General features: G+C 63.0%; 17 protein-coding genes. 8 read left to right on the top strand and 9 right to left on the bottom strand.

Annotation, left to right across the window (positions count from 1 at the left end):
* The first annotated feature begins 43 nt into the window (after nucleotides 1–43).
* The 4 genes from SJI03_RS11790 (at nucleotide 44) to SJI03_RS11775 (ending at nucleotide 3770) form a co-directional block, all read left to right on the top strand.
* Entirely contained in the window at nucleotides 44–661 is a 618-nt protein-coding gene (locus SJI03_RS11790; RefSeq protein WP_322427314.1) for an LON peptidase substrate-binding domain-containing protein, read from the top strand.
* Nucleotides 662–803: 142 nt separating this feature from the next.
* Nucleotides 804–1547, top strand: a complete 744-nt coding sequence (locus SJI03_RS11785) for a DNA-binding protein (RefSeq protein ID WP_046684938.1) — start codon at nucleotides 804–806, stop codon at nucleotides 1545–1547.
* 230 nt (nucleotides 1548–1777) lie between these two features.
* On the top strand, nucleotides 1778–2770 hold the full coding sequence (locus tag SJI03_RS11780; RefSeq protein ID WP_322427313.1) for a chemotaxis protein CheB: 993 nt from the start codon (nucleotides 1778–1780) through the stop codon (nucleotides 2768–2770).
* A 52-nt stretch (nucleotides 2771–2822) separates the two neighbouring features.
* Entirely contained in the window at nucleotides 2823–3770 is a 948-nt protein-coding gene (locus SJI03_RS11775; protein WP_099379892.1) for a cupin-like domain-containing protein, read from the top strand.
* Between the two features lies 1 nt (nucleotide 3771).
* Here the strand turns inward: SJI03_RS11775 and SJI03_RS11770 are convergent, their stop codons facing one another.
* Nucleotides 3772–4680 carry a DMT family transporter gene (locus tag SJI03_RS11770; RefSeq protein WP_099379891.1) on the bottom strand — a complete coding sequence of 303 codons (909 nt, stop codon included), beginning with the start codon at nucleotides 4678–4680 and terminating at the stop codon, nucleotides 3772–3774.
* 51 nt (nucleotides 4681–4731) lie between these two features.
* Between SJI03_RS11770 and SJI03_RS11765 the strand changes: the two genes are divergently transcribed.
* Entirely contained in the window at nucleotides 4732–5289 is a 558-nt protein-coding gene (locus SJI03_RS11765; RefSeq protein WP_322427312.1) for an XRE family transcriptional regulator, read from the top strand.
* 8 nt (nucleotides 5290–5297) lie between these two features.
* On the opposite strand, the gene SJI03_RS11760 is transcribed toward SJI03_RS11765, so the two are convergent.
* The 4 genes from SJI03_RS11760 to trpS form a co-directional block, all read right to left on the bottom strand.
* Entirely contained in the window at nucleotides 5298–6029 is a 732-nt protein-coding gene (locus SJI03_RS11760; protein ID WP_322427311.1) for a class I SAM-dependent methyltransferase, read from the bottom strand.
* The gene (locus tag SJI03_RS11755; RefSeq protein WP_322427310.1) at nucleotides 6026–7279 is read right to left on the bottom strand and encodes a voltage-gated chloride channel family protein; all 1254 of its coding nucleotides are present in this window, start codon (nucleotides 7277–7279) and stop codon (nucleotides 6026–6028) included. The genes SJI03_RS11760 and SJI03_RS11755 overlap by 4 nt, the downstream gene beginning before the upstream one ends.
* Before the next feature lie 36 nt (nucleotides 7280–7315).
* Nucleotides 7316–8905: a pyridoxal-dependent decarboxylase gene (locus tag SJI03_RS11750; protein ID WP_322427309.1), complete on the bottom strand. Its 1590-nt coding sequence runs from the start codon at nucleotides 8903–8905 to the stop codon at nucleotides 7316–7318.
* A gap of 130 nt (nucleotides 8906–9035) precedes the next feature.
* Nucleotides 9036–10112, bottom strand: coding sequence for a tryptophan--tRNA ligase (trpS, locus tag SJI03_RS11745; RefSeq protein WP_322427308.1), 1077 nt, complete (start codon nucleotides 10110–10112; stop codon nucleotides 9036–9038).
* Between the two features lie 296 nt (nucleotides 10113–10408).
* Here trpS and SJI03_RS11740 point away from each other — a divergent pair, with 296 nt between their 5' ends.
* The gene (locus SJI03_RS11740; protein ID WP_322427307.1) at nucleotides 10409–12388 is read left to right on the top strand and encodes a CocE/NonD family hydrolase; all 1980 of its coding nucleotides are present in this window, start codon (nucleotides 10409–10411) and stop codon (nucleotides 12386–12388) included.
* On the opposite strand, the gene SJI03_RS11735 is transcribed toward SJI03_RS11740, so the two are convergent.
* The 4 genes from SJI03_RS11735 to SJI03_RS11720 form a co-directional block, all read right to left on the bottom strand.
* A complete protein-coding gene (locus SJI03_RS11735) occupies nucleotides 12385–13242 on the bottom strand; it encodes a DMT family transporter (RefSeq protein WP_322427306.1) in 858 nt (285 codons plus the stop codon). The genes SJI03_RS11740 and SJI03_RS11735 overlap by 4 nt on opposite strands.
* A gap of 7 nt (nucleotides 13243–13249) precedes the next feature.
* Nucleotides 13250–14071 carry a substrate-binding periplasmic protein gene (locus SJI03_RS11730; RefSeq protein ID WP_099379884.1) on the bottom strand — a complete coding sequence of 274 codons (822 nt, stop codon included), beginning with the start codon at nucleotides 14069–14071 and terminating at the stop codon, nucleotides 13250–13252.
* Between the two features lie 100 nt (nucleotides 14072–14171).
* Entirely contained in the window at nucleotides 14172–15455 is a 1284-nt protein-coding gene (locus SJI03_RS11725; RefSeq protein WP_322427305.1) for a TCR/Tet family MFS transporter, read from the bottom strand.
* A 321-nt stretch (nucleotides 15456–15776) separates the two neighbouring features.
* Complete coding sequence (locus tag SJI03_RS11720; protein WP_322427304.1) at nucleotides 15777–16424, bottom strand: HD domain-containing protein; 648 nt, start codon at nucleotides 16422–16424, stop codon at nucleotides 15777–15779.
* 296 nt (nucleotides 16425–16720) lie between these two features.
* Here SJI03_RS11720 and SJI03_RS11715 point away from each other — a divergent pair, with 296 nt between their 5' ends.
* On the top strand, nucleotides 16721–17212 hold the full coding sequence (locus SJI03_RS11715) for a chemotaxis protein CheW (protein ID WP_034752308.1): 492 nt from the start codon (nucleotides 16721–16723) through the stop codon (nucleotides 17210–17212).
* A gap of 230 nt (nucleotides 17213–17442) precedes the next feature.
* The gene (locus SJI03_RS11710; RefSeq protein WP_322427303.1) at nucleotides 17443–19050 is read left to right on the top strand and encodes a methyl-accepting chemotaxis protein; all 1608 of its coding nucleotides are present in this window, start codon (nucleotides 17443–17445) and stop codon (nucleotides 19048–19050) included.
* Nucleotides 19051–19081 lie beyond the last annotated feature (31 nt).

Here is a 19081-nt window from a genome sequence, read left to right as displayed (position 1 = left end):
CAAGGCGCGCAGCACGGATATGCCATTCGTGCCATCATGCGCTATGACCTCGATACCTTTGTTCCCGCTCAATACGGTGCTGTATCCCGATGGCTATCTGCCCCTGCAGATCTTCGAGGTACGCTATCTGGACATGATACGCAAATGCATCATGGGCGAGCAGCCGTTTGGCGTGGTGCAACTGCTGGACGGCGGGGAAGTGCGCAAGCCGGGCCAGCAGGAAACGCTCGCGCCCGTGGGCACCCTGGCGCGTGTCATCGACTGGGCCGCGCCCCTGTCCGGCTTGCTGCAAATCAAATGCATGGGCATGCAGCGCTTTCATATCGTCTCCAGCGAACAGCTGAAGCACGGCTTGTGGATGGCGCAGATCGAAACCTTGCCGCCCGATAAAGCCATCCCCATTCCGCAAGAGCAGCAGAACGTGGCCGACGCGCTCGGCGCCCTGATCCGCACCTTGCAGGAGCAAAAGATCCCGCCTGACCAAATGCCCCTGCAGCCGCCGTACCGGCTCGATGAGTGCGGCTGGGTGGCGAACCGCTGGTGCGAGCTGCTGTCCCTGAGCGCCATGCAAAAACAACTATTGCTGAGTCAAGACAATCCCGTGCTGCGCCTGGAACTGGTGCAGGATATGCTCACGGAAAATGGCCTGCTCGAAGAGTAAAACGTCCCAGGCCGCATGCTTGCACAACATTTCGTTGTGCAATTGCAATTTCTATTGAGAAATACTTTACGCTTTGCCGCCGCTGGCATAAGATAATGCCCCTGGGCAAGATTGCCCTGGGCAACATTCAAGAGCAGACGACATGGCAAAAGTAAGCGCGGAACAGATCAATGCGGCAATGGAAGCGATGGCGGGCGAAGGCCAGGCCATCACGGTGCGCGCCTTGCGCGAACGGCTGGGCAACGGCGCCTGCCTGGGCACCATCAGCAAGCTCTTGCAGCGCCGCAAAGCCGGTGCGCAGCGCCAGATCGCTGCCGCCGCCGAACTGTCGCCCGTGCTGCAGCAAGCCATCCTCGATTATGTAGGACAGGAGTTAAGCGCCAGCCACAGCGCGCATGAAGCCGAGATGAACGACAATCAACAGGAATTGATGGACCTGGCCAGCGAGAACGAGCGCCAGCAAGAGTTGCTCGACCTGCAGGCCGGCGAGCTGGAAACCTTGCGCGAGGAACTTGAACGCGAGCGGCAAGTGGCGAACCAGGCGCGCACGGACCTGGCCAAGGCGCAGCTGCGCCTGGAAGGCTTGCCGCGCCTGGAAGAGGCGGCCGAGCAGGCACGCATGGACCTGGCCAAGGCGCAATTCAAGCTCGAAGGCATCCCCCGCCTGGAAGAGGCTGCCGAAGCGGCGCGCGCCGAACTGATCCAGGCCCAGCTGAAGCTGGAAAGCCTGACGCGCGTGGAAACGGAACTGGCCGCCGCGCGCCTGGAACTGGAAGCGGAACGCGAAGAGCTGGGCGAAACGCGCGCCGAGCTCGATGAAGAGCGCACCTTGCGCATCAAGGCGCAGCAGTTCATCGTCGATCCGATCTTCAAGACGCCTGTCTGAGGACGCCTGACCAAACCTACTGCGCGTCGTTATAGGCGGCCTGCGATGCTCACTGTACTTTAGTACGGTTGCGCTTCTCGGCCACCTCTCCCTTCCGCTCGCTACGGTTTCGTCAGGTGTCGTTACGTCTCTGTTCTGACCTAACGCTGCGTACAGTGTTAGCCGGCGCACTGAATCTTGTTATTAGGCGCGGCAAAATAGTTCAGTGATCCAGGCGCGAAAGGGCCGGCATGGAAACGCTGATCGTCATGGGTGCCTCGGTGGGCGGCGTGAGCGCACTGTCCACCATCTTCTCCGCCTTGTCGGCGAACCTGCCCGCGGCAATCCTGGTCGTCATGCATGTGGGCGCGCGCAATAGCGTGTTGCCCGAGATTCTAGGCAAAACCTCCGCCTTGCCCGTGCGCTTTGCCGAAGAGCGCGAACCCGTGCGCGCGGGGCGCATCCTGCTGGCGCCGCCGGATCGGCACATGCTCGTTGCCAACCTGGCTGGCCAGGCAACGGTCGAGCTGACCCGGGGACCCAAGGAAAACCATACGCGTCCCGCCATCGATCCCCTGTTTCGCAGTGCCGCGGCAGCTTTCGGCCCGAAGGTGGTGGGCGTCATCCTCAGCGGTTACCTCGACGATGGCACGGCAGGCTTGCAGGCCATCAAGGCCTGCGGTGGCAAGGCGCTGGTGCAGGAGCCGCAGGATGCGGTGGCGCCGTCGATGCCGCAAAGCGCAATCGACCACGCCGAGGTGGACTGGCGCCTGCCGTGCGCCGAGATCGGCCCGGCCCTGCTGGCGCTGGCCAGCGACACGCCAGCGCCGGCCAGCGCCGCGCAGCCTTTGCCGCCCGCGCCGTCGTGGATCGCCGTGGAAAACCGTTTTGCCCGGGGAGTGGGAAATATGGAGCAACTGGAAAAAATTGCCACGCCATCGACTTTCACCTGTCCCGAATGCCAGGGCACCCTGTGGGAGCTGCATGCTCAGCAGCCGCAGCGTTTTCGCTGCCATACGGGCCACAGTTTCACGGCGCGGATGCTCGGCGAGTTGCAGCATGACAAGGCGGAAAACGCTATGTGGGCCGCCGTCAGGGCGCTGCAGGAAAAGGAAAAGCTGTACCTGAACCTGGCCGCCAAGGCTCAGGCCTGGCTGCATCCGAGTACGGCCAGCGAATATGCCGCCAAGGCGCGCCAGGCGGGCGAGCAGGCCGATATGCTGAAACGGGCCTTGCTGGCTTAAAATAGCGTACGGTCGCGCCATGCCGCGCGACGCCCGATCGCAAAGAAGGTTTATGTCCGTAGAAAAGAAAGCGCCGCACCCGCCTGCGGCCACCCCCATCTTGCCGCGCGCACTGCCGCCCCGGCCGCCAGCCGAATTCAGTTCTGCCGCAACAGCCCTTGCGCATAAGCAGGCGCGCGAAGCCAAGGATGCGCAGGTGCGCGGCGTCACGTCCATCGATGCCATGCGTGTCGCCATCAAACAGGCGGCGCGCGACTTGCCCACCATCACCGAGGTGCCGCGCCTGGCCATGCTGGACGCCGCCGCCTTCCGTGCGCGGGCCGCGCTGGGCTTGCCCTTCCTGATGCGCGGGCTGGTGCGGCGTTGGCCCCTGTCGGCCCTGGGCCCCGAAGTCTTGCGCGAGCAATTCAGCCACGTGCCCGTGCGGGCGCGGGTGGGTGACTACATCAACACGGCTTTCGCGGCCGACCGCGCCATGCAGGACATGTCGATGGGGCAATATCTGGATATGGTGGCAGAGGGCGAGTATGCGCTGCCGCCTTACCTGGGCAACCTGGAATTGCGCGAACTGAACCGTCTGTGCCACTGGCCCACGTATTTCGACAAGATGGGCCCGCCACGCTTCTGGGTGGGGCCGGCCGGCACGGTGACGCCCTTGCATTGCGATTACGACGACAATATCTTCGCCCAGGTGTGGGGCCGCAAACGCATCTTTTTGTCGCCGCCGCACCATGACGCCTTCCTGTATCCCAGCGAGGCGAACGCCATCCTGTTCGGCTCGCCGTTCGACCCGGAAGCGCCCGATTTCGAGCGTTTTCCCCTGGCGCGCCAGGCCACCATGATCGAATGCCTCGTCGAGCCGGGCGACATGCTGTACGTGCCCGCCGGCTGGTACCACCAGGTGCGGGCGCTGACGTTTTCCCTGTCGTCGAACCGCTGGGCCAGGGCCGTGCCGCTGGCGCTGCATGGGGATATGGCGCTGCGGCGGGGCGAGGAATAACTTAGGGCTGGATGGTCTTGCCGGCAGCGCGCACGCGGCGCTTGGGCCGCCACTCGCTGAGGATGCCAGCAGCGATGATCAATATCGCGCCCACGATGGCCAGGGCCGGCAGGCGCTCGCCGGCGATGCGGCCGATCACGCCGGCCCACACGGGTTCGCCCGCATAGATCAAGGTGGCCTTGGTGGCGGAAATGCGCTTTTGCGCCCAGTTCATCACATATTGGATCAGCGCGCTGGCGCAGCCCAGGGCCAGCACGCTGAAGACGAAGGTCTTGCTGAGGACCGGTGGCGCTTCGCCCAAGACGGGCATCAGCAGCAGGGCGATCAATGAGGCCGTGGCCAGTTGCACGATGGTCACGCGCAGGATGTTCAGCTGCGGCGAGACGCGGCTGATGAGGATGATTTCCAGGGCGATGGCGATGGCGCCCACGGCCGTGATCAGTTCGCCCGTGCCAAAACCCATGCTCAAGCCATCCGTGCCGGTGAGCAGCAGCAAGCCGACGAACGCCAGCACGACGGCCGCCCACACTGCAGGGTGGGGCCGCTGCTTGAAGCCCAGCCATTGCACCAGCGGCACGATGGGCACATAAAAGGCCGTGATGAAGGCGGACTTGCTGCTCGTGATATACATCAAGCCATAGGTTTGCAGGGCGTAGCCGCCGAAGATGCTCACGCCGATGGCCATGCCGGTGAATAACTCCGCTTTCGTCAACTGGCGCAGCTGGCCCCGGCAAATCAGGGCGCCGATGCTGGCGGCCACGGCAAAGCGGGCGGCCACAAAGGCCAGCGGGCCGCTGACCGTCACGGCATGTTGCACGACAAGAAACGTGCCGCCCCAGAGGAAGGTAATGGCGATCAGGGCCAGTTCGGGCATGCCGAGGGCGGGCGGGGGACTTGCGTGTGTTTTCATGGGACGCTATGCTATGAGCAAAATATTTCCCATCATAATAGGAGCAATATATTGCGCAGTCAAGCCGAAGCCGGTGGCGTGCTGGCATACCTGGCCACCAATCTGCGGCGCTTGCGCCTGGCCGCCGGCCTCAGCCAGGAAGAGCTGGCGCGCCAGTCCGGCCTGAGCCGGCGCATGGTCAATGGCGTCGAGGCGGGCAGCACCAACATCAGCCTGGCCAACCTCGACCATGTGGCGGCCGCCTTGAACGTGGCCTTTGTCGACCTAGTCCAGCCACCGCGGCAGCCGCAAGACAGCTTGCGCGTGCTGATGTGGCAAAGCGCATCGCAAGCCAGCCGGGCCGTGCTGCTGGGCGCGGCACCCGCCAGCCGCCAGGTGGAACTGTGGTCGTGGACCCTGGCACCAGGCGAGCGCTACGATGCGCAAGCCGATCCGGCGGGCTTCAGCGAAATGATCTACGTGCTGGAAGGCGAGCTGCAGCTCGTGCTGGCGGCGGAAACCCGGCAGCTGGCCACGGGCGATTTTTTCGTCTTCAGCAGCGCGCAAGCGTATGCCTATGTGAATGCGGGTGAGTCTACCTTGCGCTTTACGCGCAATGTGGCCAGCTGACAGCGCGATTACGGCAGGCTACATCCCACCAGCAACAGCATCGGCCGCTCGCGCTCTTCCGCCAGCGCCGACTGCTGCGCGACCTGTGCGTCGGTGGGGCCCCATTCTTCCATGTGTTCCAGCTGGAAACCAGCGCGTAGCAGCGCATTGATGGTCGTGCCGAGCGTGCGGTGCTGCTTGATCACGCCTGGCGCCAGCCAGTCCGACACGCGCGGGCCTTGCTGCTGGTAGCTGTCGACGGGCCAGCGCTTGCGGCCTTGCGCGTCCGTCAGCCAGCCCGGCTGGCGCGGGGCCATGAAGATCGGGTGCTCGATGGAAAACACCAGCTTGCCGCCCGGTTTCAAGCCGTGGCGGATGGTAGCCAGCAAGGTGGTGAAATCCTCGATGTAGTGAAACGCGAGCGAACTGTAGACGAGGTCGTAGCTGGCGGGCGGCAGGGCCAGTTGTTCCAGGTCCAGCCGGGCATAGCTGACGGCCGCGTGCGTCCCCATGGCGTTCGCCTGCGCCAGCATCTTTTCCGACACGTCCACGCCCAGCACCTGCGCCGCACCAGCATCGGCTGCCCAGCGGGAGAACCAGCCATAGCCGCAGCCAAGGTCGAGCACGATTTTTCCTTGTATCTCCGGCAGCATTGCGCGCAGGGCTGGCCATTCGGGGGCGCTGTCGAGCCCGCCGATGGAACGGGGCAGCTGGCTGTAGCCGGTAAAGAAGGCGTCGTTGTCGTAGATATTCTGTGTCATGTGTCGATATCCTTGTGGACGGTGCGCTTGGTATGCCCGCCCCGTTGTGCCCGGTAAATGCCCGCGTGGCCGGAAAACAGATACGCCACGACGCAGGCGATGGCTGCGTACACGCCGATCTCGGCGCCGAACAGTTCCATCGCCATCAGGGTCGAGGCGATCGGCGTGTTGGCTGCGCCCGCAAACACGGCGACAAAGCCGATGGCGGCCAGCAAGGTGACAGGCTGGTGCAATAGCGGGCCCAACGCATTGCCCAGGGTCGCGCCGATGAAGAACAATGGCGTCACTTCGCCGCCCTTGAACCCCGTACCGAGGGAAACAATGGTAAATGCCATCTTGCCGAGGAAGTCATGTGCGGGCAACGGTTCTTTCAGCGCATCGACGATGGTGGGAATGCCCAGGCCGATGTAGCGATCCGTACCCAGCAGCCATACGGCAAGCGCGACAACGAGGCCGCCGGCCAGCGGACGCAGCGGGGCGTAGGCGATCCAGCGTTTCATCAGGCCGCTCAAGCCGTGCGTGGCTTGCGCAAACAGTTTCCCCGTCACGCCGAACAGCACGCCAGCGATCACCATCGCGCACAAGGTCCAGGTTGAAAGGGCGGGGATCAGGGGCACGGCGTAATGCGTGTGAGCAATTTGCAAAAGCGGTCCCCACAGCAGAACCACCTGGTCGGCGATGACGGCAGCCAGCAGGCAGGGCAGCATGGCTTCGTAGCGCAAGCGGCCGATGGCCAGCACTTCCAGGCCGAAGAGGGCACCTGCCAGCGGCGTGCCGAAGACGGAAGCAAAGCCGGCGCTGATGCCGGCCATCAGGATGATGCGGCGGTCTTCATTGTTCAAGCGAAACATGCGGGTCAGCTGGTCGGCCAGCGCGCCACCCATCTGCACGGCCGTGCCTTCGCGTCCGACCGAGGCGCCAAACAAATGCGAAATGACGGTGCCGCCCAGCACCAGCGGTGCCATGCGCAAGGGGATGATTTTTTTCGGGTCGTGGATTTCATCGATCAGGAGGTTGGCCCCGCCTTCGACACTGCGCCCGTAGCGCAAATACAGCCAGCCGACGGCAAAGCCCGCCACGGGCAGCAGCCAGATCAGCCAGGCGTGCGCCATCCGCGTGCGCGTGGCCCACTCAAGGGCGAACAGGAAGCCGGCCGAGGCCGTCCCTGCCAGCACGGCAACGACAAAGGCCAGCAGCAGCCATTTCAACAGATGCCGTAACAGATCGGTGAGGGCGCTAAGACGCTGCATCGTGCATCCAGTCAAGGCTGATGGGTGGGTGCTTCCTTACAAGCCGAATTCCGCCACCAGCGCCTGGCCGATGGCCCGCTGTTCGGCCAAAATGGCGCGCAAGTGGTGGGGGCGCGTCTTGACATTCGTCATGACCACGCGCAGCACGTTGGTCGGGCCGGGGTAGCGCGTCGATTCGAGTACCGTGCGCGACACGAAGCTGTGGCCTTGCGCCTTTTGCCGGTTCTGCAGCTTGGCGTTCAAGGTGTTGAGTTGCTTGTTCAGTTCGGTCGCCGCCTCCACTTCGCCGTCGGCCAGCAAGCTTTCCATGCGCTGGCGCAAGTGCGCGGGCACGTAGCGGTAAGTGAGAATGAAGGTGTCGGAGCGCGTGACGAGTTCGAAATCCTGCTGGTCGGCCAGCAAGTCCTGCAACTGGCCGGACAGGGTGGCCGCCTGCTGCAGCAAGGTCGTGTAGCCGGACACACCGAGCACCTTGAACGAGGTCCACAGTTTCAAGGCATCGAAGCGGCGCGAGCCTTCCAGCGACGTCTGGCCCAGGTCGCCCGAGTTGTCGCGCAAGATGTAGTTGGCGTTGTGTTTGAGCAAGTTCAGGCTGGCGCTATCCTTGAACAGCACCATGCTTTGCGCCATCGGCACCCACAGCAATTTATGCCCGTCGATGACGACGGAGTCGGCCAGGGCAATGCCGTCGTACAGCGCGCGGTACTGTTCCGCGATCAAGAGCGCGCCGCCCCAGGCTGCGTCCACGTGGAACCAGATGTTTTCGCGCGCCGCAATCGCCGCCATGGCTGCCAACGGGTCGATGGCGCCCGTTTCCGTCGTGCCGGCGATGCCGATCATGGCGACGACCTTGATCCTGCGCAATTTCAAATCGGCAATCGTCGCTTCCAGCGCGCCGACGTCGATGCGGTTGTCGCGGTCGACGGCCACCAGGTGCAAGGCGTTTTCACCGAGCCCCAGGGTCGCCAGCGCCTTTTTCACGGAATAATGGCTGCGGGCCGAGCCGATCACGGCCAGCCCCGCATAGCCTGATTCCTGCATGGTGGCAAACAAACCGCGCTTGCGCGTGCCGGGCAGTTGCTGTTCCAACGCCACGGCCAGGGCCGTCAGGTTGCCCATGGTGCCGCCATTGACGACATTACCCAGCGCGCCGCTGGTGGCGGCCATGGCCTGCGTGTAGACGGCGTCCGGTTGCTGGTACACCTGGCGGTGCAGCCAGCCGAGGATCTGTTTTTCGATCAGGGTCGACACGTAGGCTGTCTCGATCTTGACCTGGTTCTGGTTCAGGGTGGCCGTAAACGCTTCGGCCAGCACGCTGATCCACGGCAGGGCCTGCGTCATGTGGCCGATGTACTGGGGATGGTTCAGCTGGGCCGTATTGGCCAGCACGGTGGTGTCGAGTTCTTGCAGGAATTGCGCCACGGGCATGCCGTGCGCGGGCAGGCAAGTGTCGGACAGTTGCGTCAGCAGTTCCGCATACGGCGTGTGCGGATAGGCCTTGTCGCGGTCGGCGGCCAGCCAGCCGCCCAGCATGCCCAGCGCCTGCTGCAGGGGCGCGGGCGCCTTCTGCAGCGCATCGATGGAAAAATGCTGCTGCAGCAGCTGTTCGATAGGGGTATCGGTCATGGCGCGTTGTCTTCTCTACGGATTGCTGGTGCCACGGTGACAAACGAATTGCGCCCAGGCGAAAGCGGGATTTTACCCGACTCCGCCTGAGCGCATCAGTTTGCTATATCAGTTTGCTCGCTGCTGGCGATCAGAAGTAGTTCAGGCCCAGCGCCGACTTGACTTCATCGGCCGTGCGGGCCGCTACTTCGCGCGCCTTGAAGGTGCCTTCCTTGAGCATCTGGATGACTTGCCCCTTGTCCTTGGCGAATTCTTCGCGGCGGGCGCGGATCGGCGCCAGCATTTCCTGCAAGACCACGTCCAGGCGCTTCTTGACGATGCTGTCGCCCAGGCCGCCGCGCACGTAATGGGCTTTCATTTCGGCCAGCGCCGCTTTTTCCGGATCGAAAGCGTCCAGGTAGGTAAACGCGATATTGCCTTCCAGGTGGCCCGGGTCTTCCACGCGCAGGTGCAGCGGGTCGGTATAGACTTTCTTCACGGCAGCCGTGATTTCGGCCGAGGTCGCGCCCAGGTTGATGGTGTTGCCCAGCGACTTGCTCATCTTCGCCTTGCCGTCGATGCCGGGCAGGCGGCCGATATCGGGCACCAGCGCCTTGCATTCCATCAATACTTCACGGTTGTACATGCGGTTGAAGCGGCGCACGATTTCATTCGTTTGCTCGATCATCGGGATCTGGTCTTCGCCCACGGGCACGACGCCGGCCTTGAAGGCCGTGATGTCGGCCGCCTGGCTGGCCGGGTAGGTCAAAAAGCCGGCCGGGATGTCGCGCTCGAAGCCGCGCAGGCGGATTTCTTCCTTGACGGTGGGGTTGCGCTCGAGGCGCGCCACGGTGACGATGTTCAGGTAGTAAAAGGTCAGCTCGGCCAGTTCCGGGATCTGCGACTGGATGAAGACCGTGGTTTTCGCCGGGTCGATGCCGACGGCCAGGTAATCGAGCGCCACTTCGACGACATTGCGGTGCACCTTGTCGATGTCGTCCATATTGTCCGTCAGCGCTTGCGCGTCGGCCAGCATGATGAATTGCTTGTAGCTGTTCTGGTAGCGGACGCGGTCGCGCAGGCTGCCCACGTAGTGGCCCAAGTGCAAGGGGCCGGTCGGACGGTCGCCCGTCAGGATCACGGATTGCGAAGCGATGGCGGCGGCCGACAGCGGCGCTGCCGGTGCGTCATTCTGGTCTTGGGTATCGGGGGTATTAGGCAAGCTCATCAAGTTTCCTTTTGAGCCGCCTGCATCGGGGATGATCCAGGCTGAGCCTGTTACGCCACCGATCGAGGCGGCGTGGATCAGATTCACATCACTATGCAGTGGCCGCGCGAAAGTGAGCGGGACCACCAATTCAAGCAGGCGTGTTGTGAAGGGATAAATTTCATGGCGTTATGGTTGCAGTTCGCACGCGTTCTGTCAAGTTGCACCCCGATTTATCTGCCGGCAGGTGGCGGCTGAACTTCTGTCAAACTTGCTTTGCGGGTACTATTGTCAATATGAATCTTTTGGAGACGTGTATGCCTGTTGTATCCCCCATCCGCCTGAGTGGTCTGGCCCTGCTTGTCAGTACCTTGTTCATCGCTCCCGTGCTGGCGCAAACGCCGCAAACGCCACGACTGCTGCAAACGCCGCAAACGCCGCCGATGACGCCCGATATCGGCGCCAAACTGGTGATGCCGGACCTGAACGACTACGTCAAGCGCGTGGTGATGATCCCCATGCGCGACGGTGTCAAGCTGTACACGGTGATCGTCGTGCCGAAGGGCGCGCAAAAAGCGCCGATCATGCTCACGCGCACGCCCTATAACGCTGCCCGCCGCGCCCAGCGCACGGCCAGCCCCAGCATGCTGGCCACCTTGCCGCAGGGCGACGATACCCTGGTGGAAAACGGCTACATCCGCGTGTTCCAGGATGTGCGCGGCAAGTATGGCTCGCAAGGCGATTACGTGATGACGCGCCCCGTGCGCGGCCCGCTGAACAATACCAAGGTGGACAACGTCACGGATGCGTGGGACACCATCGACTGGCTCGTGAAGAACGTGCCGGAAAGCAATGGCAAGGTGGGCATGCTCGGTTCCTCGTACGAAGGCCACACGGTGCTGATGGCCCTGGTCGATCCGCATCCGGCCCTGAAAGTGGCTGTGCCCATGAGCGCCATGGTCGATGGCTGGCGCGGCGACGACTGGTTTCATAATGGCGCCTTCCGCATGCCCAGCCTGTCGTATATCGCCGGCCAGACCAGCGTGCGCGGCGGCGGCGAATCGCCGGCCCTGGGCGTCTACGACGATTACGACGCGTACCTGCGCATCGGCTCGGCGCGCGACTTTGCGAAGAAATTCGGCATCGACAAGCTGACCTATACGAAAAAACTGTTCGAGCATCCGGCCTACGACAATTACTGGCAGGAGCAGGCGCTGGATAAAATCCTGGCGAAACGCCCGCTGATCGTGCCCACCATGCACGTGGTGGGGCAGTGGGACCAGGAAGACATCTATGGCCCTTATGCCACCTACACGGCGATGGAGGGGCGCGACAAGCACAACAACCTCAATTACCTGGCCATCGGCCCGTGGCGCCACAGCGGCGTCAATTATGACGGTTCCAGTCTGGGCGCCCTGAAGTTTGACGGCGATACGGCGCGCCAGTTCCGCGAAAAAGTCATGCAGCCATTCCTCAATCAATACCTGAAGGATGGCGCGCCGGAAGCGAACACGGCGCCCGTGGTGTCGTATCAGAGCGGCACGAACCAGTGGCAGCGCCTGCAGCAGTGGCCGCTGGCCTGCGAGACGTGCGATATCAAGCTGACGCCGATCTATTTGCAGGATGGCTCCAAGCTGGGCTTTGCGGCGCCATCGGGCGCTGCGGATGCGGCGGAAGGCGCCTTCGACGAATACGTGTCCGATCCGGCCAAGCCCGTGCCTTTCGTACCCCGTCCCGTGCGCCTGAACGATGGCGACGTGTGGAAGCCATGGCTGGTCAGCGACCAGCGTGGCTATGCGGACCGCACGGACGTGCTCAGCTATGTTTCCGAACCGTTGAAGGAAGCCGTGCGCATCTCCGGCGCACCGATGGTGAACCTGTTCGCCGCCACCAGCGGTACGGATGCGGACTGGGTGGTGAAACTGATCGACGTGTATCCGGACGAGGTGCCGTCGCAGCCGGCCATGGGCGGGTATCAACTGGGCGTGGCGATGGATATCTTCCGCGGGCGCTACCGTGAGAGCTTCGAGCACCCGGCAATGATAACGCCGGGCAAGGTGGAGCGTTACCGTTTCGCCTTGCCGAACGCGAATCACGTCTTCCTGCCCGGCCACCGCATCGCCGTGCAAGTGCAGTCGAGCTGGTTCCCCCTTTACGACCGCAATCCGCAAACCTTCGTGCCGAACATCTTCCTGGCCGACCCAGGCCATTATAGAAAGGCGACGCAGCGCGTGTACCACGCGACAGGCGCTGCCAGTGCCATCGAGTTGCCGATTGCGCCGCTCGATGCGCGCTAGCCCATTCGCATGAGGATGGCTCCCGCCGCGATCAGGCTGATGGCCAGATAGCGGCGGGGGTTGATTTTTTCGCGCAGGAACAGGGCCGCAATGGCGATGGCGAACAAAATCGACGTTTCGCGCAGGGCCGCGATGGCGGCCACGGGCGCCTGCGTCATGGCCCACAGGGCCAGTCCATACGAGGCGAGGGTGCCGAAGCCGCCAACGGCGGCCAAACGCCATTGTGTTTGCGCATACGCAAGCAGGTCGGCGGGCCGGCGCAACGCCGTCCACAGCAGCAGTCCCGCGCCGTTCAAGACAAAAATCCACATCGTGTAGGCGGCCGGCGCGCCGGACAGGCGCACGCCGATGCCGTCGATCAGGGTATAGCTGGCGATGACGCAGGCATTGCCCAGCGCAAAGGCGGTGGCGTGGCCCGTGCTTTTCGGCACCTTGCCGATAGTGCTGGTGCGCGCGGCAACATACAAGCCAAGGATGCCCGCGCAGATGCAGGCGACAGCGCCCATCTGCATGGCGGACAGGCGCTCGCCGATCAGTGGCCAGCTGGCCAGCGCGACGATAAGCGGCGCGCTGCCGCGCATCAGGGGATAGGCATGGCTCATGTCGCCCGCCTTGTAGGCGGCCGCCAGCAGCGAGTAATAGGCCAGCTGCGCCACGGCCGAGGCGGCCAGGTAGGGCCAGCTGGCGGGCGCGGGAGCATGAACAAAGGGTAAGACGGCCAGTGAAATCAGGGCCGCGCCCACGGAAACGAGCACCGTGCTGAGAAAGGTATCCTTGCCCGACTTGACGATGGCGTTCCAGCTGGCGTGCAGCAGGGCGGCAAACAGGACGACGGCGACGACAAGGCCGGACATGCGGGCCTTAGCGGGGGCGTATGCTCAGCGACAACAGTTCCTGGCGGTGATGGCGCTGGAAGCCTTCCATCACGGAACCGGAGCGGCCCGCCTTGTCCAGCAGTTCGCGCAGGGTGGCCTGGTCTTCCGCCGTCAGCGACTTGCGCGACAGGTAGACGCCGCTCATGCCCCACGGCAACTCCGGCAGCGCTTCCAGGCGCAGGCGGTCGGCCAGGCCATATACGCGCGCATCGTTTTGCGCCACGCCGGCCAGGATGGTAGGCGCCATGATGGTGGCATCGATGAAGCCGCTTTGCATCAAACGCGCCACGGACAGGGCGTCGACTTCATAAAACAGGCGGCCCTGGCTGCTCAGCTCCTTCGCCAGCGCCTGGTACGGCGCGCCATAGTCGTAGCCGCGCACGAGCGCCACGCGCAATTCGCGCCGCTCGATCAATTCCTGCATGGTGTTGATGGGGGCGCGCGCGCCCTGTAGCGAGATCAGCAGGGGGCGGCTGCCCAGCATGGGAATGAACAGGCCATGCTGGTCGCGCCGCAAGGTGCTGCTGGCCGGGATCAGCAAGTCTGCCTTGCCCGTCTCGAACATCGCTTCCAGCCGCGCGCGGGGCACGGCCGTGAAGATGAAATTGCAGCCGAGCTTGGCGCCCATGCCGCGCAGCAAGTCGGGATAGATGCCGCCTATCGTGGCGCCATTGACCACCACGCTGGCGCCGATGGCCGAGACGGGCACCTGGATGTCGCGTGAACATTGCGCGCCCGCCAGCGATGGCAGCGCCAGCGCCAGCATGGCCACGGTCCGGCGCCAGGCGCTGGAATAAAAGTCAGTCATACCCATCCTTGCTCACCATCGAATCGCGGGCGTCGGCAACGCCCGTCTGATTATCCCATTCTCGCCTATTAATTTCCCAAATGCAATATTATCTTGCCGCCTACTTTGTGGTGGAAACCACAAGTCTTGCCTGGCGTTGCGCCTTGAAGTAGCGCCAGGCCACCAGGATGCCCAGGGTTTGCATGATGGCGCACAGGTAGAAGGTGCTGCCGATGCGCCAGTCTTGCGGCGGCAAGTGGCTCACTTCGCCGAGGATCATGCTGCCGAGCAAAGGCATGATGATGATGCCCAGGCTGCTGATCGATTGCAGGGAACCCATCAGTTCTCCCTGTTCGCTGGCGTTCGATGACTTCGAGATGATGCCTTGCAGGGCCGGTCCGGCGGCAAAGGCCAGCAGGTTGCACAGGATCAGCGCATACATCATCCAGCCCTGCGTCGCCAGGCCGTACAGCAAATAGGTGAGGGCGCCCGAGGCCATGCCCAGCAGGGACAGGCGCACTTCGCCGAAGCGCTTGATGAGTATGCCCAGCAAGCCTGCCTGCACGACGGCCGCGCACAGGCCCACGCAGAACAGGGCGATGCCGTTCTGGCGCGGCGTCCAGTCGAAGCGGAAATGGGTATATAGCACCCAGGTGGTGTTGAGCATCATTTGCGCAAACGTCATCAGGCCGAAGGCCAGCACCAGGCCGCGGATTTCCACGCGGCGCACCAGCTTCAGCAGGGCGGCAAACGGGTTGATGCGCGCCCAGGTAAATGGCGCGCGCGGACCGGGCCGCAGCGACTCGGGCACGCAGAAATAGCCGTAGATGAAATTGGCCGCCGACAGGCCCGCCGCCACGTAAAACGGCAGGTGCAGATTGACTTCGCCCAGCAGGCCGCCCAGCATGGGGCCGCAAATGAAGCCCAGGCCAAAGGCGGCGCCGATCTTGCCGAAGCTCTTGGCGCGGTTGTCCGGCGTGGACACGTCGGACGCATAGGCGGACGCGACCGACATACTGGCCGACGAGACGCCGCCGATGATGCGGCCGATGAACAGGCAGGCCAGGTTCGGCGCCCAGCCCGTGGCGAGAAAGTTGATGCCCATGCCGGCCATCGAATACAGCAGCACGGGACGGCGTCCCACGCGGTCGCTGATGGCGCCCAGCATGGGCATGAAGATGAACTGTAGCAAGCCGAAGACGGCCGCCATGATGCCGTACCAGAATGCTTGCTCATCCTTGCCGTTGACAAAGTCGCCGATCAGGATGGGCAACACGGGCACCACCAGGCCGATGCCCAGCATGTCGATGAAGACGCAGACGAGGATGAAATTGAGGTTGCCGGTGCGCGCGGGCGCGGCGGGCGGTGACGGGGAATGGCTGTCGGGGCTGGTTTTATCGGACATGCATGCTTTCGGCGCGCACCCCGCGTCGCCGTGCGGCTGGCGGGGTTCAGTTGTTGGCGTTGCGCCGGCGCGTTGCAGGTTTTTTGCTGGCGCGCGGCGCGATAGCTGAGCCTTGCATTATAGACAGCAAGGGCCATGCTGGCTATCGCCACCAGGGTTTATGCACTAAGTAACCCCCAATAAATTATTGTGATTTCTGACTTCCATAACCGGCGCTCTGCGGCGTTGCCCACTGCTAGCAGTACTCGCACTGCGTCGCAGCGGGCGCCTTGCATAGCATCCAGTTCTGTTCGTCATAAATTCACAATATTTTCCCGAGGATTACTTAACTCCCCACTCGCCGGCAAAGGCGGCGCGGAAATCCGTCAGCACGGCCAGCCGCTGTTCGGCCAGCGCGCGGCCCGCCGCCGTCTGCATCTTGCCAGGCAGTTTGTCGAGCTTGGTGACGATATGGTCGAGGGCGTAGGCCTTGTCGTCGAGCGGACGCTGCTGCGCCAGCGGATCCGTGCCATGCGCCAGCGCGCTATCCATGCGCGCGGCCGTGTAGAACAGGCGCGCCAGTCCCACGGCGCCCAGGGCGTCGATGCGGTCTGCATCCTGCACGATTTGCGCTTCGATGGTGTGCGGCGGCAGATTGGCTGAAAAACTGTGCGTCTCGATGGCGTGGGCCACGCCGGGTAATTTTTCTGCCGGGAAATTCAGTTCCGCCAGTTGGCGGCACGCCAGCGCCGCCGCCTGGCGCGAGGCCAGATGGCGCTCGGGGTGGTTTTTCGGCAGATTGACGAGGTCGTGCAGGTAGCAGGCGGCCATCACGGTGAGGGCGTCCGCGTCCGCATGCTCTTGCAGCAGGACACTGGCATTGCGCCAGACGCGGTGCAGGTGGTTGAGGTCGTGGGCGCCGTCATCGCCCAGGCCGGCCGTGGCCAGCGCCAGCAGGTGAGGTTGCCATTGAGAAAGCAAAGAGTGCATGGTTCAAAGTCATAAAAAGCAGGGGCCGCCAGTGTGGCATAAAACGCCGCCGCGTGCGGCGGGGAGTCCGGCGTCCCGGCGTGCCGTATTTGCCACACAGATTGTATTTTTAGAAATCATCATTCCAGCAATTGCTCTTTTTTAGTGCATGTAAAATTTACATGGGGTAACATTGCCGCACGGAAATTAGAAGCATAAGCTAATTGCGAGAAAGTATTTGCAAAAACATACAAGTGGCTGCCATGCCATCGTGCATGCTTGGCCTGCGCCCCAGGCGAGTTAACTAAAGGATTATCATGAACACCAATTCCAGCGACACTGGCGCAACCGTTGCCAAGGCTGCCGAATACCTGGCTTTTACCCTTGGCCAGGAAGAGTATGGCATCGACATCCAGAAAGTCAGCGAAATCCGCAGCTATGAAACGCCGACCCGCATCGCCAACGCGCCCGAGTTCGTCAAGGGCGTGGTCAACCTGCGCGGCATCATCGTGCCGATCGTCGACATGCGCATCAAGTTCAACCTGGGCACGCCCAGCTATGACCAGTTCACCGTCGTCATCATCCTCAATATCGGCAACCGCGTCGTCGGCATGGTCGTTGACCGCGTCTCCGACGTCACCACCCTGATGCCGGAACAGATCAAGCCGGCGCCGGACATGGGCCGTTCGATCAACACGGAATACGTGATCGGCCTGGGCACCATCGATGAGCGCATGCTGATTCTGGTCGATATTGACCAGCTGATGTCTAGCGCCGACATGGGCTTGATCGAAAAATTAGCCGCTTAATTCTCGCCGCGGTCATTTTGACTGGATTTGTCGGAAACAATTGACTCTCGGCATTGCTTGATTTTTCTGCAAGGCGCACGCTAGCGCCTTTCCTGGCGCACGGTTCAACCGAACCGTGCGCCAGTTTCACTTGTCACGCCAATTCGCTACAGCAGCCAGCCAGCGCCCGCCCATGAGCGAGATCGTCAGCTTGTTATCAGGCTGACGGCAGGGCCTTTTAGGATAGTCACATGAATTTATTACGCAACGTCAGCATCGGTGTCCGCCTCGGACTCGGTTTTGCCGTGATTTTGCTGTTTTCCATGCTCATTACGGGCATCAGCGTCTGGCGCCTGCACGACGTGGCCAGCGCCACGCGCGTCATGATGGAGCAGCCGCTGGCGAAGGAACGCTATATTTCCGACTGGTACGGCCGCATCGACAGCGCCGTGCGCCGCACCATCGCCATTGCTCGCAGCAGCGACACTTCGCTCAGCGGCTATTTCGCCGAAGAATCGAAAGTTTCGTCGTCCAGCTCGGCCGAACTGCAAAAGAAAATCGAGGCGCTGATCGACAAGCCGGAGGAAAAAGCCATGTTCGCGGGCTTGCTGGAACAGCGCAAGGTGTACATCAGTTCGCGCGACCAGGTCTACAAGCTGAAAGGCGAAGCGCAGGTCGATGCCGCCAATGAGGTGTTTGAAAAGACCTTCGTGCCGGCCGCCGCCAAATACCAGAAGATGGTGCAGGACTTGCTGGAACACCAGCGCGCCAGCATCGACACGACGGCGCGCGAGATCGACGCCGTCGCCAATACCAGCCGCAACCTGATGCTGGTGCTGGCCGCGCTGGCGCTGGCTTTTGGCGTCGTCTGCGCCTGGGTCTTGACGACGGGCATCGTGCGCCCCCTGCGCACGGCCGTGGACATCGCGCGCAAGGTGGCCGATGGCGACTTGACGGCGCAGATCGACGCCAGTGCCAAGGATGAGACGGGGCAACTGCTGCTGGCCCTGAAGGACATGAACACGAGCCTGCTCAATATCGTGGGCGAAGTGCGCAGCGGCACGGACAGCATCGCCACCTCGTCGACGCAGATCGCCGCCGGCAACCAGGACCTGTCTTCCCGCACGGAAGAGCAGGCCGGTTCCCTGGAGGAAACAGCGTCTTCGATGGAAGAACTGACCAGCACTGTGAAACAGAATGCGGACAATGCGCGCCAGGCCAACCAGTTGGCGGCCTCGGCGGCGCAAGTGGCCGTCAAGGGTGGCGAAGTGGTGGCGCAAGTGGTGGGCACGATGGAATCGATCAACGCTTCGTCGAACAAGATCGTCGACATCATTTCCGTGATTGACGGCATCGCCTTCCAGACGAATATCCTGGCCCTGAACGCGGCCGTGGAAGCGGCCCGTGCCGGCGAACAAGGCCGCGGCTTTGCCGTCGTGGCGTCCGAGGTGCGCAACCTGGCCCAGCGTTCCGCTTCGGCGGCGAAAGAGATCAAGACCCTGATCGGCGCTTCCGTGGAACAAGTCAACGCGGGCAGCATGCTGGTAGCGCAAGCCGGTTCGACCATGACCGACATCGTCGACAGCGTGCAGCGCGTGAGCGACATCATCACGGAAATCACGGCGGCCAGCAGCGAGCAAAGCGTGGGCATCGACGAGATCAACCGCGCCATCGGCCAGATGGATGCCGTGACGCAACAAAATGCGGCCCTGGTGGAAGAATCGGCCGCGGCGGCCGAATCGATGCAGCACCAGGCGCACAACCTGGCGCAAGTGGTCAGCGTCTTTAAATTGAATGGCCAGCAGGCGCTGAAACGCCCGGCTGCGCCGCAAACCACCTTGCGCATCGGCAAACGCTGATGACGCCGCGGCTGCCACGTGCAGCCGCAAC

Source organism: Janthinobacterium sp. GMG1, assembly GCF_034427795.1.
Classification (GTDB): Bacteria; Pseudomonadota; Gammaproteobacteria; order Burkholderiales; family Burkholderiaceae_D; genus Janthinobacterium.
The sequence above is the reverse complement of the archived record's forward strand: the minus strand, read 5'-3'. Positions and strand labels throughout refer to the sequence as shown.

What these genes read in the sequence shown, in the direction of transcription:
- SJI03_RS11775 (WP_099379892.1), top strand. Translation starts at nt 2,823, where the DNA reads ATGTCCGTAGAAAAGAAAGCGCCGCACCCGCCTGCGGCCACCCCCATC.
- SJI03_RS11730 (WP_099379884.1), bottom strand. Translation starts at nt 14,071, where the DNA reads ATGACTGACTTTTATTCCAGCGCCTGGCGCCGGACCGTGGCCATGCTG.
- SJI03_RS11790 (WP_322427314.1), top strand. Translation starts at nt 44, where the DNA reads ATGACCTCGATACCTTTGTTCCCGCTCAATACGGTGCTGTATCCCGAT.
- SJI03_RS11720 (WP_322427304.1), bottom strand. Translation starts at nt 16,424, where the DNA reads ATGCACTCTTTGCTTTCTCAATGGCAACCTCACCTGCTGGCGCTGGCC.
- SJI03_RS11760 (WP_322427311.1), bottom strand. Translation starts at nt 6,029, where the DNA reads ATGACACAGAATATCTACGACAACGACGCCTTCTTTACCGGCTACAGC.
- SJI03_RS11755 (WP_322427310.1), bottom strand. Translation starts at nt 7,279, where the DNA reads ATGCAGCGTCTTAGCGCCCTCACCGATCTGTTACGGCATCTGTTGAAA.
- SJI03_RS11785 (WP_046684938.1), top strand. Translation starts at nt 804, where the DNA reads ATGGCAAAAGTAAGCGCGGAACAGATCAATGCGGCAATGGAAGCGATG.
- SJI03_RS11715 (WP_034752308.1), top strand. Translation starts at nt 16,721, where the DNA reads ATGAACACCAATTCCAGCGACACTGGCGCAACCGTTGCCAAGGCTGCC.
- SJI03_RS11750 (WP_322427309.1), bottom strand. Translation starts at nt 8,905, where the DNA reads ATGACCGATACCCCTATCGAACAGCTGCTGCAGCAGCATTTTTCCATC.
- SJI03_RS11710 (WP_322427303.1), top strand. Translation starts at nt 17,443, where the DNA reads ATGAATTTATTACGCAACGTCAGCATCGGTGTCCGCCTCGGACTCGGT.
- SJI03_RS11770 (WP_099379891.1), bottom strand. Translation starts at nt 4,680, where the DNA reads ATGAAAACACACGCAAGTCCCCCGCCCGCCCTCGGCATGCCCGAACTG.
- SJI03_RS11780 (WP_322427313.1), top strand. Translation starts at nt 1,778, where the DNA reads ATGGAAACGCTGATCGTCATGGGTGCCTCGGTGGGCGGCGTGAGCGCA.
- SJI03_RS11725 (WP_322427305.1), bottom strand. Translation starts at nt 15,455, where the DNA reads ATGTCCGATAAAACCAGCCCCGACAGCCATTCCCCGTCACCGCCCGCC.
- trpS (WP_322427308.1), bottom strand. Translation starts at nt 10,112, where the DNA reads ATGAGCTTGCCTAATACCCCCGATACCCAAGACCAGAATGACGCACCG.
- SJI03_RS11740 (WP_322427307.1), top strand. Translation starts at nt 10,409, where the DNA reads ATGCCTGTTGTATCCCCCATCCGCCTGAGTGGTCTGGCCCTGCTTGTC.
- SJI03_RS11735 (WP_322427306.1), bottom strand. Translation starts at nt 13,242, where the DNA reads ATGTCCGGCCTTGTCGTCGCCGTCGTCCTGTTTGCCGCCCTGCTGCAC.